The following is a 19237-nucleotide window of genomic DNA, read 5'->3' on the forward strand; positions in this document are numbered from 1 at the left end:
CTACTCCGCGATGATGATGCGGGTTTCCTCGTCGGCGGCGGCCGTCGGTTCGGTGGGGGTGACGAACCAGTGGGTTACTTCGCCGTCGGCGAGGTCGTCGGCGATCTCGGCGTCGGTGGGCAGGACCGAGAGGGCGCCCGCGGTGGCGGAGGCGAGGAACTCGAGCAGGGCTGCCCGGCCCGCGGCCGCGGTGGTGTACGTGGTCGACTCGTAGTCGATGCCGTACTCCTCGCGCAGCTGTTCGGCGCGGTCGAGTGCCTCGGCCTGGCCGAGTGCGGTGACGCCGTCGGTGCTCAGCACCACGAACGCCGGGTGTTCCTCGCCGAGCGGGCGGACCCGATCGGCGTAGGACACCGGATGGGTTGGCGCGGCGGCCAATTCGGCCTGCACCACCGGGTCCGAGGACACCAGCCAGCGCACCGCGTCGCCCGCCATCGGCTCGGCGGTGATGCCGAATCCGGCACCGGCGGAGGCGATCTCGGCGGCGCTGAGCCCACCGGCGAACAGGCAGGCCGCACCCGCCTTCTGCACGGCCCACGCGGCGACCACCGCGTCCACCGAGCGCGGCAGCGCCACCGCGACGATATCGCCGGGGCCCGCACCGCGTTCGATGAGCACCCGCGCCAGCTGCGAGGAGCGCCGATCCAGCACGTGGTAGGCGATCTCGGCACCGTCGGCGAGCAGCGCGGGCGCCTGCGGATCCGCCTCGACCACCTCGGCGAGCGCCTTGGCGACCGTGCGAGCACCGACCCGGCCCGCCGGCTCCGGCGCCGAAGCCGTTGCCGCGATCCCGGATTCGGCCAGCAGGCGGGCCCGCTCGGCGGCATCGAGTATGTCGATGTCGCCGACCAAACCGGCGGGATCGCCGACCAGCGCGTCGAGCACCCGCACCAGTCGCGCACCGAGGGTTCGCACCTCGTCCTCGGTGAACCGGCTGAGCTGGTACTCCATCCCGATTTGCAGCGTCGACTCGGCGGTCACCGTCAGCGCGAGCGGGTAGTGCGTCGAACCGTCGAGGCCGACACCGGTCACCGTCATACCGTCGATCGAGCTGACCGCCTCGATGGCGGCCTTGTCGATCGGGTAAGACTCGAACACCAGCAGCGTGTCGAACTGCGCACCGGCGCCGGCGATCCGCTGGATATCGGTGAGCCCGACGTAGTGGTGATCGAGCAGATCGGCCTGCTCACGCTGCACCGTCTTCAGCAGATCGTCGACCGTCGAGCGCTCGTCGATGCGAATCCGCACCGGCAGCGTGTTGATGAACAGGCCGACCATCGACTCGATACCGGGCAGCTCGGCGGGCCTGCCGGACACCGTGGCGCCGAACACCACGTCGTCGCGGCCGATGAGCCTGCCGATCAGGATGCCCCAGGCGGCCTGCACCATCGTGTTCACCGTGATGCCGAGCTCGGCGCAGTGCTTGATGAGCATCCGCGTGCGATCGACGTCGACCTCGGTGGCCAGCTTCGCGGTGTCGAACGTCTGCGCCGAACGCTGTTGCGGTGCGAGCACGGTCGGTTCGCTGACGCCGGAAAGCACACGCTCCCAGGTCTGTAGCGACTCGGCCATGTCCCGGTCGGCGAGCCAGCCGAGGAACTCACGGTAGGAGTCGATCTCGGGCAGCGCCGTCTGATCACCGCGCACCGTGTACAGCACCAGCAGGTCACGCAGGACCAGCGGCAACGACCAGCCGTCCAGCAGGATGTGGTGGCTGGTGATCACCAGGTGCCACTGCGCCGCGTCGGTGCGGAACAGCGTGAACCGCACCAGCGGCGGCGCCGCCATATCGAAGTTCGTCGCCTGGTCGGCGTCGACCTGCCTGCGCAGCTCCGGAATTCGCGCCTGCTCGGGCAGGTCGGTCAGATCCACCTCGCGCCACGGCACCTCGACGCGGTCGAGCACGACCTGCACGGCCTGCCCACCGGAATCGGTGACGAATGCGGTGCGCAGGTTCGGGTAGCGGTCGATGATCCCCTGCGCGGCCGCGCGCAGGCGTTCGGCGTCGACGACGCCGCCGAGGTCGACCACCGAGTGCTGGACGTAGGCATCGACGGTCGAGGTGCTCATCAGCGCCTGGAACAGCAGACCGGACTGCAGCGGCGAGAGCGGCCACACCTCGTTCAGTGCCGGGAATTCGCGCTCCCACTGCTCGATATCGGTCTGCGCGACCCGCACCAGCGGCATATCCGACGGCGTGAAGCCACCGGCGCCTGGACGCTGCGCATGCTGCGCCAACGCACCGAGCGCGGCGACCCACAGGTCGGCGAACTCCTGAACCTGCTGCGCGGCAAGCACTCCCGACGGGAAGGCGAACTCGGTGCGCAACCGGCCACCGACAACGCTCGCGACGATATCGAGCTCGGCGCCCGCCTGCCCGGTGACTCCGTCGGCGATACCGGCAACCCGCGCCCATGCCTGGTCACCCGCGGGCAGCGGGGTCAGGTACCGGAACCGGATCCGGCCAGCGGCGGGCAGTCCGAGCAGCCCGTAGCCGACGCCGTGATCCGGCACCGCGAGCAGCTGTTCCTTGATCGACTTGACGATGCCGCGCAGTGCGTCACCACCGTCGAAGGCGTCGCCGAGATCGGCGCCCGCCAGGTCGAGCCGCACCGGGTAGGCGCTGGTGAAGGCGCCGACGGTGCGCGCGAGCCGCGCGCCACGCGCGGTGGCATCGGCACGGGCGTCGCCGTCGATCCTGACCAGCGCCGCTTCGCCGCCGCGCCAGCGGACGACCGCCATGGCCAGCGCCGAGAGCAGCCCGTCGGTGACCACGCCGTGGTAGCGCTGCGGCACGGTGCTCAATACCGCCATCGTGACATCGGCGGGCACGGTGACCGCGATCCGCTCGACCTCGGTGGCCGTATCGACGGGCCAGCCACCGAGCTGCGACTCGTCGGTCGCCGAAACCTGTTGCCAGTAGCCGAGTTCGGCCTCGCGAGTGGCCGCGGCCTCGGCCAGGCTGTGCGCCCAGCGACGCAGCGAGGTGCCGACGACGGGCAGCGCGATCGGCAGCCCGGCCATCAGCTGCGACCAGGCCTCGGCCAGGTCGGAGCCGAGGATGCGCAGCGAGGCGCGGTCGACCGCGAACTCGTGCGCGACAACGAGCAGCAGGTCGCTGCGCTCCCGATCGTCGAAGCTGAGCCGGACGAACTGCGCGAGCACGCCCGCCGCCGGATCGAGGCGATCCGCCGCGGCGGTGGTCGCGGCCTCGACGATCCGCGACAGTTCCGCGTCGTCGATGGCCGGATCGATCGGCACTTCGCGCACCAGTTCCTCGATGGCGATCTCGCCCGGTGCGAGCACATCGAGGAACCATTCGCCGTCGGTCCCGCGCAGCTTGGCGCGCAGCGCGTCGTGGTGATCGACCACCGCACCGGCAACGGTCAGCAGCACGTGCCGATCGATGGTGTGCGGCAGCCGCAGCACGGTGGACTGCGCAACCCGCCGGTAGGAACCGTTGCCGGCGATCAACGCGGCAACCGATGGCGGCAGCGGCAGCGCACCGATGCCACCGCCGGCCAGTTCGGCCATCCGCTGCGCGGGCTCGACCGCCGAGGTGGCGACCGCGGCGAGTCCGGCGACGCTGCGCTGATCGAAGACGTCGCGCACTCGGAACAGCACGCCCTGCGCCTTCGCCCGCGAGACGAGCTGGATCGACAGGATGCTGTTACCACCGAGGGCGAAGAAGTCGTCGTCCGCGCCGATCCGCTCGACACCGAGCACATCGGCGAACACGTTCGCCACGATCTGCTCGGTCGCGGTGACCGGTGCGCGGAACTCCGCCTGCTCGAAGGCCGGCTGCGGCAGCGCCTTGCGGTCCAGCTTGCCGTTGGCGTTCAGCGGCAGCGCATCCAGCCGCATGAACACCGAAGGCACCATGTAGGACGGCAATTCGGCACCGATCCGGGCCGCCAGCTCTTTGGTGTCGAGGGCAGCGGATCCGACGACGTAGCCGACGAGGCGGTCGCCGAGGTTCGGATCGCTGTGCGCGACAACGGCCGCGGCGTCGATATCCGGCTGGCGCAGCAGCGCGGCCTCGATCTCACCGAGCTCGATACGGAAACCGCGGATCTTCACCTGGAAGTCGGTGCGGCCACGGTAATCCAGCTCACCGTCGGCGTTCCAGGCGACGAGGTCACCCGTGCGGTACATCCGCGCGCCCGACTGGAACGGGTTGGCCACGAACCGATCCGCGGTGAGGTCGACCCTGCCGTAGTAGCCGCGCGCCAGCTGCGCACCGGCAAGGTACAGCTCACCCGAGACACCGACCGGAACCGGCCGCAGGCGCGCATCCAGCACGTACACCTGGCTGTTCCATTCCGGCGCACCGATCGACACCGACACCTGATCGGCATCGCGCACCGCGTGATTGGTGATCGACACCGCGGCCTCGGTCGGACCGTACAGGTTGAACAGTCGCGCCGCGTTGTTGCCGCGGAACCGCTGCGCCGTCGCCGCGGGCAGCGCCTCACCGATGGCGAGCACTCTGCGCAGCGAACTCGTCAGCGCGCCACCGGATTCGGTCATCAGCGCATCCAGCATCGACGGAACCACGTGCAGGGTGGTCACCGCTTCGCGCAGCATCAGCGCGTTGAGGTACGCCGGATCCCGATGCCCGTCCGCGGTGGCGACGACCAGGCGGCCACCGGATACCGCGGCCGACCAGAACTCCCACACCGAGAGGTCGAAGGTCGCCGCCGTCTTGAGCAGCACCGCGTCCTGCGCGGCGAGGCCGAATTCCGCCGTCTTCCAGCGCAACTGGTTGGCGATCGCCGCGTGCGGCACCGCGACACCCTTCGGGCGGCCGGTCGAACCCGACGTGAAGATCACGTACGCGGTATTGCCCGGCCGCAGCGGCGACACCCGTTCGGCATCGTCGATCACGGTGCCCGCGTAGCCCGACAGGTCGAGCGCATCGATCTCGACCGTATCGACGGTCTCGACCGTGAACTCGTCGCGACCGGTGGTCAGCACGCAGACCGGTGCCGCGGTATCGAGGATGTACTCGGTCCGCTCGGCCGCCTGATCGGGATCGATCGGCACATACGCCGCACCGGACTTCGCGACCGCGTACATCGCGACAACCAGATCGATCGAACGACGGATCGCCAGCGCGACCCGATCCTCCGGGCCCACGCCACGACCGATCAGGTAACGCGCCAGGCGATTCACCCTGGCATCGAGCTCGGCGTAGGTCAGCGTCGCGAAGCGACTCGATGAGGGGTGGTGGTCGGGCGACGGGTGGGCCAGCGTCTCCGCTTCGTCGCCGACGAGCGCGACCGCGTTCGGGGTCGCGGCGACGGTGGCATCGAGCAGCGATACCAGCGTGGCCGGTGCGACCTCGTGCGCCGTGGCGTTCCATTCGGTGACGACCAGCGCGCGCTCGGCGGCGTCGAGCACCTCGATCTCGCCGACCGGAGTGCGTGGCGCGGTGGTGATTTCGCGCAGCACCCGCAGGAACCGATCCGCGAAGCCCTGCACCGTCGCCTGATCGAACATGTCGGTGGCATAGGTGAAGTAGCCGTTGACACCGGCCGGGGCACCCGCCTCGTCGTAGCCGTCGGCCACGATCAGGTGCAGATCGAACTGCGACAGATGGGTCTCGAACTCCAGGCCACCAACGGTCAGACCTGGCAGTTCCAATGCGCTCTGACCGAGGTTCTGGAACGAAAGGCCCACCTGGAACAGCGGATGCCGCGCCGTCGAACGCACCGGGTTGAGCACCTCGACCAGCCGCTCGAACGGTACATCCGCATTCGCGAACGCCTGAATGTCGGTCTCCCGCTGACGCGCGAGCAGCTCGGAGAACGGCTGGCCGCCATCGACCTGAGTGCGGAACACCAACGTGTTCACGAACATGCCGATCAGATCATCGAGAACAGCCTCACCACGACCCGCCATCGGCGTGCCGATGGCGATGTCATCGGTACCCGACAGACGCGACAGCAGCACCGCGAGCGCGGTGTGCACGACCATGAACAGCGTCGCGCCCTCGGCACGCGCCAATTCGGCCAGCGCACGGTGCAATTCGGCGTCGACCCGCACGTCGACCTTGCCGCCGACGAAGGACTGCGCCGCAGGGCGCGGGCGATCCGACGGCAGATCCAACTGATCCGGCAGATCCGCCAAAGCCTGCTGCCAATACGCAACCTGCTTGGACGACAACGACTCCGGATCATCTTCGCTACCGAGCAGCTCACGCTGCCAGATGCTGTAGTCCGCGTACTGCACTTCCAGCGGCGCCCAATTGGGCGCTTCACCGGCCGAGCGCGCGGCGTAGGCGATCATCAGATCCCGAGTCATCGGCGCGACCGACGAACCGTCGCCGGAGATGTGGTGCACGACCATCGCCAGCACATAGTCGTTCTCGGCACCGTCGAGGCGGAACAGCTCGATGCGGACCGGCACCTCGGTGGTGACATCGAAAACGGTCGAGACCAGGGCCGCGATCGTCGCCTCGATGTCCTGCGACGCCAGCGCGCGCACCGCCACCTGCGGCACGGCCTGCGCGGCGGGCAGGATCACCTGCACGGCATCGCCGTCCTCGATCTGCGGGTAGACCGTGCGCAAGATCTCGTGGCGGGCCACCAAATCGGCGATCGCCTGTTGCAGCGCACCGATATTCAGCTCGCCGGTGAGGCGCACCGCGAACGGCACGTTGTAGGCCGCCGACTCCGCGCCCTGCACTCCGGCGGAGAACTGGTTGAGGAACCACATCCGCTGCTGCGCCAGCGACAGCGGAATCCGCTCCGGACGCGGACCGGCCACCAGGGCCTTACGCGCACCCGCGCCGTGCTGCTCCGCACGCACGGCCAGTGCGGCGACCGTCGATGCCTCGAACAGCAAACGCACCGGTACCCGAGAGTCCAGCGCCGCGCCGAGACGCGCCGCGACCTGGGTGGCCAGCAGCGAGTTGCCGCCGAGCGCGAAGAAGTCGTCGTCGGCGCCGACCCGTTCGATGCCGAGGACATCGGCGAACACTCCCGCCACGATCTCCTCGATCGGGGTCGACGGCGCACGGAAGGCCTGGGCCTCGAACTCCGGCTCCGGCAACGCCTTTCGATCGAGCTTGCCGTTCACGTTGAGCGGCAGCGCATCGAGCACGACGAACGCCGAGGGCACCATGTACGACGGCAACCCGGCGGCGAGCGCCGACTTCACCTGCACGATGTCCACCGAATCCGCCGCATCGGCGGAGGCCGACGCGTCGACCGGCACCAGATAGGCGACCAGACGATCGCCGATCTTCGGATCCGACTTCGCCAGCACCGCGGTCTGCGCGATCTGCGGCAACGCCAACAGCGCCGCCTCGATCTCACCGAGCTCGATACGGAAACCACGGACCTTCACCTGGAAGTCGGTACGCCCGCGGTAATCCAGTTCACCATCGGCGTTCCAAGCGACGAGGTCACCCGTGCGGTACATCCGCGCACCAGGCTGGAACGGGTTGGCGACAAAGCGATCCGCGGTCAGATCCGCACGACCGAAGTAGCCGCGTGCCAGCTGAGCACCCGCAAGGTAGAGCTCACCCGCGACACCCGCCGGAACCGGGTTCAAACGCGCATCCAGCACGAAGACCTGGCTGTTCCACTCCGGCGCACCGATCGACACCGACACCTGATCCCGTGCGGTGACACGGTGGCTGGTGATCGACACCGCCGCCTCGGTCGGACCGTAGAGGTTGAACAGCTCGGTACGCGGATTGGCCTCGAGGAACCGCTGCGCCAGTGCACCGGGCAGCGCCTCACCGATAGCCAGCACTCGCCACAGCGAATCCGGCAGCTCGCCGGTGCTCAGCAGCGCATCGAGCATGGACGGCACCACATGCAGGGTGGTCACCCACTCACGGGCCATCAGCTCGTTGAGGTACGCCGGATCCCGGTGCCCGTCCGGTGCGGCGATCACCAGACGACCACCGCAGACGGCGGCCGACCAGAACTCCCACACCGAAAGGTCGAAGGTGGCCGCGGTCTTGAGCAACACCGCATCCGCGGCATCGAGCCCGAATTCCACCATCTTCCACTGCAACTGATTCGCGATCGCACCGTGCGGCACCGCGACGCCCTTGGGGCGGCCGGTGGAGCCGGAGGTGAAGATCACGTACGCGGTGTGCTCCGGACGCAGCGGCGCGATCCGCTCCGCATCCGCGATCGGCGTCTGATCGACATCGTCGAGCACCAGCTCATCGATGCGCACCAACGGCGCTGCGGCAGTGGTGAACTCCGCTTCCGCGTTGGTCAGCACGCAGACCGGCGCCGCGGTCTCCAGGATGTAGCTCGTACGCTCGGCGGGCTGATCCGGATCCACCGGCACATACACGCCACCGGACTTCGCCACCGCGTACATCGCCACGATCAAATCCACCGAACGACGCAAGGCGAGCGCCACCCGCGACTCCGGGCCGACACCCAGCGAAATCAGATGCCTGGCAAGACGATTCACCCTGGCATCCAGCTCGCCATAGGTCAGCTGAGCGCCGTCGTCGGTGACCAGCGCCACGGCCTTCGGATCGGCGGCGACTCCGGCATCGAGCAGCGACACCAGCGTGGCGGACGAATCCACCTCGTACGCGGTCGCATTGCGCTCGGCGACGAGCTCGGCCCGCTCCGCGGCGGCGAGCACATCGATATCGCCGACCAGAGCGCGCGGTGCGGCGATGATTTCGCCGAGCAGGCGCGCGAACCGATCGGCGAAGCCCTGCACCGTCGCCTGATCGAACATATCGGTGGCATAGGTGAAGAAGCCGTTGACACCGGCCGGGGCGCCTGCCTCGTCGTAGCCGTCGGCCACGATGAGGTGCAGATCGAACTGCGATACGTGGGCGTCGATATCGAGCCCGGCCACCGTCAGGCCCGGCAGCTCCAAAGCGCTCTGAGCGAGGTTCTGGAACGACATACCCACCTGGAACAGCGGATGCCGCGCCGTCGAACGCACCGGGTTGAGCACCTCGACCAGCCGCTCGAACGGCACATCCGCATTCGCGAACGCCTGAATATCGGTCTCCCGCTGCTGCGCAAGCAGATCCGCGAACGGCTGCCCGCCATCGACCTTCGTACGGAACACCAGCGTGTTCACGAACATGCCGATCAAATCGTCGAGAACAGCCTCGCCACGACCCGCCATCGGCGTACCGATCGCAATGTCGTCGGTACCCGACAGACGCGACAGCAACACCGCGAGCGCCGTGTGCACGACCATGAACAGCGTCGCACCCTCGGCACGCGCCAATTCGATCAATGCCTGATGCGTCGCGGCATCAATGGTGATGTCGACCTTGCCACCGGCGAAGGACTGCACGGCGGGACGCGGACGATCCGACGGCAGATCCAGCTGATCCGGCAGATCCGCCAGCGCCTGCTGCCAGTAGGCAACCTGCTTGGACGACAACGACTCTGGATCCTCATCGCTACCGAGCAGCTCACGCTGCCAGATGCTGTAGTCCGCGTACTGCACAGGCAACGGCGCCCAGTTCGGAGCCGCATCGGCCGAGCGTGCCGCGTAGGCGATCATCAGGTCGCGGGTCAGCGGGCCGACCGACGAACCGTCGCCGGAGATGTGGTGCACGACCATCGCCAGCACATAGTCGTTCTCGGCGCCGTCGAGCTGGAACAGCTCGATGCGGACCGGCACCTCGGTGGTGACATCGAAGACCGTCGACACCAGGGCCGCGATCGTCGCCTCGATATCCTGCGACGCCAGCGCGCGCACCGCCACCTGCGGCACGGCCTGCGCCGCGGGCAGGATCACCTGCACAGCGGTTCCATCCGCAGTCTGCGGGTAGACCGTGCGCAGGATCTCGTGGCGGGCCACCAGATCCGCGATCGCCTGTTGCAGCGCACCGATATTCAGCTCGCCGGTGAGGCGGACCGCGATCGGCACGTTGTAAGCCGCCGACTGGGTGTCGAAACGGTTGAGGAACCACATGCGCTGCTGCGCCAGCGACAGCGGAATCGAGTCGGGGCGCGGACCTGCCACCAAAGCCTTACGACCACCGGCACCGGCATGCTCCTCGGCCTTCACCGCGAGCCCGGCGACCGTGGACGCCTCGAACAGCGCACGCACCGGCACCCGCGAGTCCAGCGCCGCACCGATCCGTGCGACGACCTGGGTCGCCAGCAGCGAGTTACCGCCGAGCGCGAAGAAGTCGTCGTTCGCGCCGACCCGCTCGATGCCGAGCACGTCGGCGAACACACCGGCCACGATCTCCTCGATCGGGGTCGACGGCGCACGGAAGGCCTGCACCTCGAACTCCGGCTCCGGCAACGCCTTCCGATCCAGCTTGCCGTTCGCATTCAACGGCAGCGCATCGAGCACGACGAACGCCGAGGGCACCATGTACGACGGCAAACCGGCGCTCAGCGCCGACTTCACCTGCGCCACATCGACAGTGCCGTCCGACGGCACCAGATAGGCGACCAGACGATCGCCGATCTTCGGATCCGACTTGGCCAGCACCGCGGTCTGCGCGATCTGCGGCAACGCCAACAGCGCCGCCTCGATCTCACCGAGCTCGATACGGAAACCACGAATCTTCACCTGGAAGTCGGTACGGCCCTGGTACTCCAGCTCACCGGCGGCATTCCAGGAAACGAGGTCACCCGTGCGGTACATCCGCGCACCAGGCTGGAACGGGTTGGCCACGAACCGATCCGCGGTCAGATCCGCACGACCGAAGTAGCCACGTGCCAGCTGCGCACCCGCGAGGTAGAGCTCACCCGCGACACCGATGGGCGCCGGGTTCAAACGCGCATCCAGCACGTACACCTGGCTGTTCCACTCCGGCGCACCGATCGACACCGACACCTGGTCGGCATCGGTCACCGCATGGCTGGTGATCGACACCGCCGCCTCGGTCGGACCGTACAGGTTGAACAGCTCCGCGGCGTTGTCGCGCCGGAACCGCTGCGCGACCGCGCCGGGCAGCGCCTCACCGATCGCGAGCACCCGCCGCAGCGAACTCCGCAGTGCACCACCGGATTCGGTGACCAACGCATCCAGCATCGATGGCACCACATGCAGCGTGGTGACGCCGGTGCTGCGCATCAGCTCGTTCAGGTACGCCGGATCACGGTGGCCGTCGGCCGCCGCGATCACCAGGCGGCCACCGGACACCACGGCCGTCCAGAACTCCCACACCGAAAGGTCGAACGTCGCCGCGGTCTTCAGCAGCACCGCGTCCTCGGCACCGATACCGAATTCGGCCGTCTTCCACAGCAACTGGTTCACGATCGCCGCGTGCGGCACCGCGACACCCTTCGGCCGGCCGGTCGAACCCGACGTGAAGATCACGTACGCGGTATTGCCCGGCAGCAGCGGCGCAACCCGTTCGACGTCACCGATCGCGGACGCCGAGTACGCCGACAGATCCAGTTCATCGATTCCGATCACCGGTGCGACAGCGGTTGCGAATTCCGTCTCCGCGTTGGTCAGCACGCAGACCGGCGCCGCGGTGGCCAGGACGTAGTCGGTCCGCTCGGCGGGCTGATCGGGATCGATCGGCACATACGCCGCACCGGATTTCGCGACCGCGTACATCGCGACAACCAGATCGATCGAACGACGGATCGCCAGCGCGACCCGATCCTCCGGGCCCACGCCACGACCGATCAGGTAACGCGCCAGGCGATTCACCCTGGCATCGAGCTCGGCGTAGGTCAGCGTCGCGAAGCGACTCGATGAGGGGTGGTGGTCGGGCGACGGGTGGGCCAGCGTCTCTGACTCGCCGACCAAGGCGATCGCGTCCGGCGTGGCCGCGGCCGCGGCGTCGAGCAGCGAAACCAGTGTGCCCGAGGCGATCTCGTGCGCGGTGGCGTTCCACTCGGTGACCACCCGGCGGCGCTCGGCGGCGTCGAGCACCTCGATCTCGCCGACCAGCGTGCGCGGCGCGGCGCTGACTTCGCGCAGCACCCGCAGGAACCGGTCGACGAAGCCCTCGACCGTCGCCCGGTCGAACAGGTCGGTGGCGTAGGTGAAGTAGCCGCCGAGGCCGGCGGGGCGGCCCGCCTCGTCGTAGCTGTCGGCCACGATCAGGTGCAGGTCGAACTGCGACAGGTGGGTCTCGAAGTCGAGGCCCGCCACGGTGAGGCCGGGCAGTTCCAGCGCGGTCTGCGCGAGGTTCTGGAACGACAGGCCCACCTGGAACAGCGGATGCCGCGCCGTGGAACGCACCGGGTTGAGCACGTCGACCAGTCGTTCGAACGGCACGTCCGCGTTGGCGAACGCCTGGATATCGGTTTCCCGTTGCCGCGCGAGCAGATCCGCGAATGCCTGACCGCCGTCGATGCGGGTGCGGAACACCAAGGTGTTCACGAACATACCGATCAGGTCGTCGAGCACGGCCTCGCCACGACCCGCCATCGGCGTGCCGATGGCGATGTCGTCCGCGCCGGACAGGCGCGACAGCAGCACCGCCAGCGCGGTGTGCACGACCATGAACAGCGTCGCGCCCTCGGCACGCGCCAATTCGGTGAGCGCACGGTGCAATTCGGCGTCGATGCGGACATCGACCTTGCCACCGGCGAAGGACTGTGTCGCGGGACGCGGACGATCCGACGGCAGGTCGAGCTGATCCGGCAGATCCGCCAAAGCCTGCTGCCAGTACGCAACCTGCTTGGACGACAACGACTCCGGATCGTCCTCGCTGCCGAGCAGCTCACGCTGCCAGATGCTGTAGTCCGCGTACTGCACCGGGAGCGGGGCCCAGTTCGGAGCCTCGCCCGCTGAGCGCGCGGCGTAGGCGATCATCAGATCCCGAGTCATCGGGGCCACCGACGAACCGTCGCCCGAGATGTGGTGGATGACCATGGCGAGCACGTAGTCGTCCGCGGCGCCGTCGAGCTGGAACACCTCGATGCGGACCGGCACCTCGGTGGTGACGTCGAAGACGGTCGAGACCAGTCCCGCCACCGTCGACTCGATGTCCTGCGGCGCGATGGTGCGCACCGCGATCGTCGGCACGGCCTGCGCCGCGGGCAGGATCACCTGCACGGCGCCGCCGTCCTCGGTCTGCGGGTAGACCGTGCGCAGGATCTCGTGGCGGGCCACCAGATCCGCGATCGCCTCCTGCAGCGCACCGACATTCAACCCACCGGTCAGACGCACCGCGACCGGCACGTTGTAGGCCGCCGACTCCGCGCCCTGCACTCCGGCGGAGAACTGGTTGAGGAACCACATCCGCTGCTGCGCCAGCGACAGCGGGATCCGCTCCGGACGCGGACCGGCGACCAGCGCGGCGCGGCCACCGCCACCGGCGTGCTGCTCCACCTTCACCGCGAGACCGGCGACGGTCGACGCCTCGAACAGCGCGCGCACCGGCACCTGGGAATCCAGTGCCGTGCCGATGCGGGCCGCGACCTGGGTGGCCAGCAACGAGTTACCGCCGAGGGCGAAGAAGTCGTCATCGGCGCCGACCCGCTCCGCACCGAGCACCTCGGCGAACACACCGGCCACGATCTCTTCGATCGGCGTGGCCGGGGCGCGGAAGGCCTGCGCCTCGAACTCGGGCTCCGGCAACGCCTTTCGATCCAGTTTGCCGTTCACGTTGAGCGGCAGCGCGTCCAGCACCACGAACGCCGAGGGCACCATGTACGACGGCAAACCGGCGCTCAGCGCCGACTTCACCTGCGCCACATCGACAGTGCCGTCCGACGGCACCAGATAGGCGACCAGACGATCGCCGATCTTCGGATCGGACTTGGCCAGCACCGCGGTCTGCGCGATCTGCGGCAGCGCGAGCAGCGCCGCCTCGATCTCACCGAGCTCGATACGGAAACCACGAATCTTCACCTGGAAGTCGGTGCGGCCCTGGTACTCCAGCTCACCGGTGGCGTTCCAAGCGACAAGGTCACCCGTGCGGTACATGCGGACGCCGGGCTGGAAGGGGTTGGCCACGAAGCGATCCGCGGTCAGGTCGGCACGGCCGAAGTAGCCACGTGCCAGCTGCGCACCCGCGAGGTAGAGCTCACCCGCGACACCGGCCGGAACCGGGTTGAGTCGCGCGTCGAGCACGTACACCTGGCTGTTCCACTCCGGCGCACCGATGGAGACCGACGCCTGATCCCGTGCGGTGACACGGTGGCTGGTGATCGACACCGCCGCCTCGGTCGGACCGTACAGGTTGAACAGCTCGGTGCGCGACTGATCGCGCACGAACCGCTGCGCCAGCGCACCGGGCAGCGCCTCACCGATCGCGAGGACACGCCACAGCGAATCCGGCAGGCCGTCGGCGAGCAGCGCGTCGAGCATGGACGGCACCACATGCAGGGTGGTCACCCATTCGCGGGCCATCAGCTCGTTGAGGTACGCCGGGTCGCGGTGCCCGTCCGGTGCGGCGATGACGAGTCGGCCACCGCAGACGGCGGCCGACCAGAACTCCCACACCGAAAGGTCGAAGGTGGCCGCGGTCTTGAGCAACACCGCATCCGCGGCATCGAGCCCGAATTCCACCATCTTCCACTGCAACTGATTCGCGATCGCACCGTGCGGCACCGCGACGCCCTTGGGGCGGCCGGTGGAGCCGGAGGTGAAGATCACGTACGCGGTGTGCTCCGGACGCAGCGGCGCGATCCGCTCCGCATCGGTGACCGGCGTCGCCGCCGTGCCGTCGAGCGCGAGCTCGTCGAGCGAGATCACCGGGGCGACAGCGGTATCGAAGGCCGCTTCCGCGTTGGTCAGCACGCAGACCGGCGCCGCGGTCTCCAGGATGTAGCTCGTACGCTCGGCGGGCTGATCCGGATCGACAGGCACGTATGCGCCACCGGACTTGGCCACCGCGTACATCGCGACGACCAGATCCACCGAGCGGCGCAGCGCGAGCGCGACCCGCGACTCCGGGCCGACACCGACCGAGATCAGATGCCTGGCAAGGCGATTCACCCTGGCATCCAGCTCGCCGTAGGTGAGCTGGGTCCCGTCGTCGGTGACCAGCGCCACCTCCTTCGGATCGGCCGCGACGCTGGCATCGAGCAGGGAGACCAGTGTTGCGGACGAATCCACCTCGTACGCGGTCGCATTGCGGCGTACCAGCAGCTCGGACCGCTCGGCGGGAGCGAGCAGCTCGATATCGCCGACGGCGGTGCGCGGCGCGGCGATGATCTCGCCGAGCAGGCGGGTGAACCGATCGACGAAGCCCTGCACCGTATCCCGGTCGAACATGTCGGCGGCATAGGTGAAGAAGCCGGTGATGCCCTCGGGCTCCCCCGCGTCGCCGTAGCGATCGGTGGCGATCAAGTGCAGATCGAACTGCGACAGCTTGGTGTCGATATCGAGCCCGGCCACCGTGAGACCCGGCAGCTCCAGCGCGCTCTGGGCCAGGTTCTGGAACGACAGGCCCACCTGGAACAGCGGATGCCGCGCCGTCGAACGCACCGGGTTGAGCACCTCGACCAGGCGCTCGAATGGCACGTCCGCGTTGGCGAACGCCTGGATATCGGTCTCACGCTGCCGGGCGAGCAGCTCGGTGAACGATTCACTCGGCTCGACCTGCGTGCGGAACACCAAGGTGTTCACGAACATACCGATCAGGTCGTCCAGCACGGCCTCGCCGCGGCCCGCCATCGGCGTGCCGATCGCGATGTCCTCGGTGCCCGACAACCGCGCGAGCAGCACGGCCAGCGCGGTGTGCACGACCATGAACAGCGTCGCGCCCTCGGTGCGGGCCAGCTCGATGAGCGCCTGGTGCGTGGCCGCGTCGATGCCGATCTCGACCTTGCCACCGGCGAAGGACTGCACGGCGGGACGCGGACGATCCGACGGCAGATCCAGCTGATCCGGCAGCTCGGCAAGCGCCTGCTGCCAGTAGGCAACCTGCTTGGACGCCAGCGATTCCGGATCGTCCTCGCTGCCGAGCAGCGCGCGCTGCCAGATGCTGTAGTCCGCGTACTGCACCTCCAGCGGCGCCCAGTTCGGGGCCTCACCGGCCGAGCGCGCGGCGTAGGCGATCATCAGGTCGCGGGTCAGCGGGCCGACCGACGAGCCGTCACCGGAGATGTGGTGGATGACCAGTGCGAGCACGTATTCGACCGTGTCGTCGGCACGCTGACCGATCTGGAACAGCGCGACCCGCAGCGGCACCTCGGTGGTGACGTCGAAGATCGTCGATGTCAGTGCCACCACGGCGGATTCGATCTCCGCGGGCGAGACCACCCGCACGTCGAGCTCGGGCACGGCTTGCGCGGGCGGCAGGATCACCTGCACCGGACCGGCATCCGTCTGCGGGTAGACGGTGCGCAGGATCTCGTGCCTGCTCACCAGGTCCGCGATGGCGGCGCGCAGCGCGCTGACATCGAGATCGCCGGTGAGCCGCACCGCGATCGGCACGTTGTAGGCGGCCGACTGGGTGTCGAAGCGGTTGAGGAACCACATGCGCTGCTGCGCGAGCGACAGCGGAATGTGTTGCGGCCGTGGCGCGGCCACCAGTTCCCTGCGGCCGCCGGCACCGGCGTGCTGCTCCACCCGCACGGCGAGCGCCGCGACGGTGGACGCCTCGAACAGCAGGCGCACCGGCACCCGGGTGTCGAGCGCCTCGCCGAGGCGCGCCGCGACCTGGGTCGCCAGCAGCGAGTTACCGCCCCAGGCGAAGAAGTCGTCGTCGAGACCGATCCGCTTGGCGCCCTCGCGATCCGCGATGCGCAGCACCTCGGCGAAGGTGTTCGCCACGATCTGCTCGATCGGGGTGACCGGCGCGCGGAAGACCGCCTTCTCGACGGTGGGCTCCGGCAGCGCCTTGCGATCGAGCTTGCCGTTGGCGTTCAGCGGCAGCGCGGGCAGCTCCAGGAAGACCGTGGGCACCATGTACGACGGCAATTCGGCCGACAGCGCCGACTGCAGCTGGCGCTTGTCCAGCGCACCCGCGGCGGGCACGACGTAGGCCACGAGGCGGTCACCGATATTCGGGTCGGTGTGCGCGAGCACGGCCGCCGCGGTGATCTCGGGCAGACGCAGCAGCGCCGCCTCGATCTCGCCGAGCTCGATGCGGAAACCACGGATCTTCACCTGGAAGTCGGTGCGACCGCGGTATTCCAGCTCGCCCTCGGCATTCCAGGCCACGAGGTCGCCGGTGCGGTACATCCGTTCCCCGGCGCCCCCGAACGGGTCGGCGACGAAGCGGTCGGCGGTCAGCTCGGCGCGGCCGAAGTAGCCGCGCGCCAGCTGCGCACCGGCCAGGTAGAGCTCGCCCGAGACACCGGCGGGCACCGGGCGCAGGCGCGAATCCAGCACGTAGACACGGCTGTTCCACTCCGGCGCACCGATCGACACCGACACCTGGTCGGCATCGGTCACCGCGTGGCTGGTGATCGAGACCGCGGCCTCGGTCGGGCCGTACAGGTTGAACAGCGCGGCCGTGTTGTCGCGGCGGAACCGCTGCGCGGTGGCCGCGGGCAGCGCCTCACCGATGGCGAGTACCCGGCGCAGCGCGGACGGCATGCGCCCGCTCGACTCGGTCAGCAGCGAGTCGAGCATCGACGGCACCACATGCAGCGTGGTGACGCCGGTGCTGCGCATCAGCTCGTTCAGGTACGCGGGATCGCGGTGGCCGTCGGCCGTCGCGATCACCAGGCGGCCACCGGATACCGCGGCCGTCCAGAACTCCCAGACCGAGAGGTCGAAGGTCGCCGCGGTCTTCAGCAGGATCGCGTCCTCGGCACCGATACCGAATTCGGCCGTCTCCCAGAACAACTGGTTGACGATGGCGGCATGCGGCACCGCGACGCCCTTGGGCTGGCCGGTGGAACCGGACGTGAAGATCACGTACGCGGTGTTGGCCGGGCTCAGCGCGCGGCGGCGCTCCTCGGCGCGCACCGGACCCGCGGCGATACCGCCGAGGTCGAGCGCGTCGATCGCCACGGTTTCCACCGTGGCGCTGCGGAATCCGTCGCGACCGGTGGTCAGCACGCAGACCGGCGCCGCGGTGGCCAGGATGTAGTCGGTCCGCTCGGCGGGCTGATCCGGATCGATCGGCACATACGCCGCACCGGTTTTCGCGACCGCGTACATGGCAATCACCAGTTCGGCAGAGCGGCGCATGGCCAGCGCGACCCGGTCCTCCGCGCCGATGCCGCGCTGAATCAGGTGGCGCGCCAAGCGGTTCACCAGCACATCGAGCTCGAGATACGACAGCGTCACGGAGTGACTCGATGAGGGGCGGTGGTCGGGCGACGGGTGGGTGAGTTCCACCTGGCCGGACGGCGCGTCGGCCACGAGGGCAACGGCATTCGGGGTCGCGGCGACGGTGGCGTCGAGCAGCGACACCAGGGTCGCGCTCGTGTCCACCGCGTGCGCGGTGTCGTTCCACGCGGTGAGGATGCGGTCGGATTCCTCGGCGGCCAGCAGATCGATCTCACCGACGGTGACCGACGGATCGGCGAGCACGGCGTCGAGTACCCGGACGAACCGGTCCGCGAAGCCCTGCACCGTCGACTCGTCGAACAGGTCGATGGCGTAACCGAATTCGGTGACGATCTCGGCGGGCGTGCCGTCCTCGGCGTACCGGTCGTACAGCGTGACATGCAGATCGGTCTTGGCCAGCTGCGAGTCGAAGTCGACCGAGCTCACCGAGAGCCCTGGCAGCTCGAAGGTGGCCTCGGCCAGGTTCTGGAACGAAAGGCCGACCTGGAACAGCGGATTGCGCGCGGTGGAGCGCACCGGGTTGAGCACCTCGACGAGGCGCTCGAACGGCACGTCCGCGTTGGCGAACGCCTCGAGGTCGCGCTCCTTGACGTCGGCGAGCAGATCGGCGAACCGATCGCCGGGCCGCACCGAGGTGCGGAACACCAAGGTGTTGACGAACATACCGATCAGATCGTCGAGTTCGCGTTCACCGCGGCCCGCGATCGGGGTGCCGACCGCGATGTCGTCGGTGCCGGACAGGCGCGCGAGCAGCACCGCGAGCGCGGCGTGCACGACCATGAACAGCGACGCGTTGTTGGCCCTGGCCAGCTCGTGCAGGCGGGCGTGCCGCTCCGGGGTGATCTCGAAGCGAATCGCCTTGCCCTGGAACGACTGCGCGGGCGGGCGCGGCCGGTCTGCGGGCAGCTCCAGCTGATCGGGCAGCGCGGCGAGCGCGGCCTTCCAGTACGCGACCTGCTGCGCGGCCAGCGACTCCGGATCGTCCTCGGATCCGAGCACCGCGCGCTGCCACAGCGCGTAGTCGGCGTACTGCACCGGCAGCGGCACCCACTGCGGCACCTCGCCCTGTGCCCGCGCCACGTACGCGGTCATCACGTCGCGGGCCAGC

1 protein-coding gene (only partly in view) is annotated in these 19237 nt (G+C 68.9%); it reads right to left on the reverse strand.

The window, feature by feature from the left end; translation table 11 throughout:
* Positions 1-19237: the 3' portion of a non-ribosomal peptide synthase/polyketide synthase gene (locus ACIG5A_RS38890; protein WP_397249666.1), read on the reverse strand. Its footprint extends 31160 nt past the window's final position; the window shows 19237 of its 50397 coding nt (coding positions 31161-50397); its start codon lies off the right edge, out of view — the gene reads right to left on this strand; it ends in the stop codon at positions 1-3.

This window comes from Nocardia sp. NPDC052566 (genome assembly GCF_044547285.1).
GTDB lineage: Bacteria > Actinomycetota > Actinomycetes > Mycobacteriales > Mycobacteriaceae > Nocardia.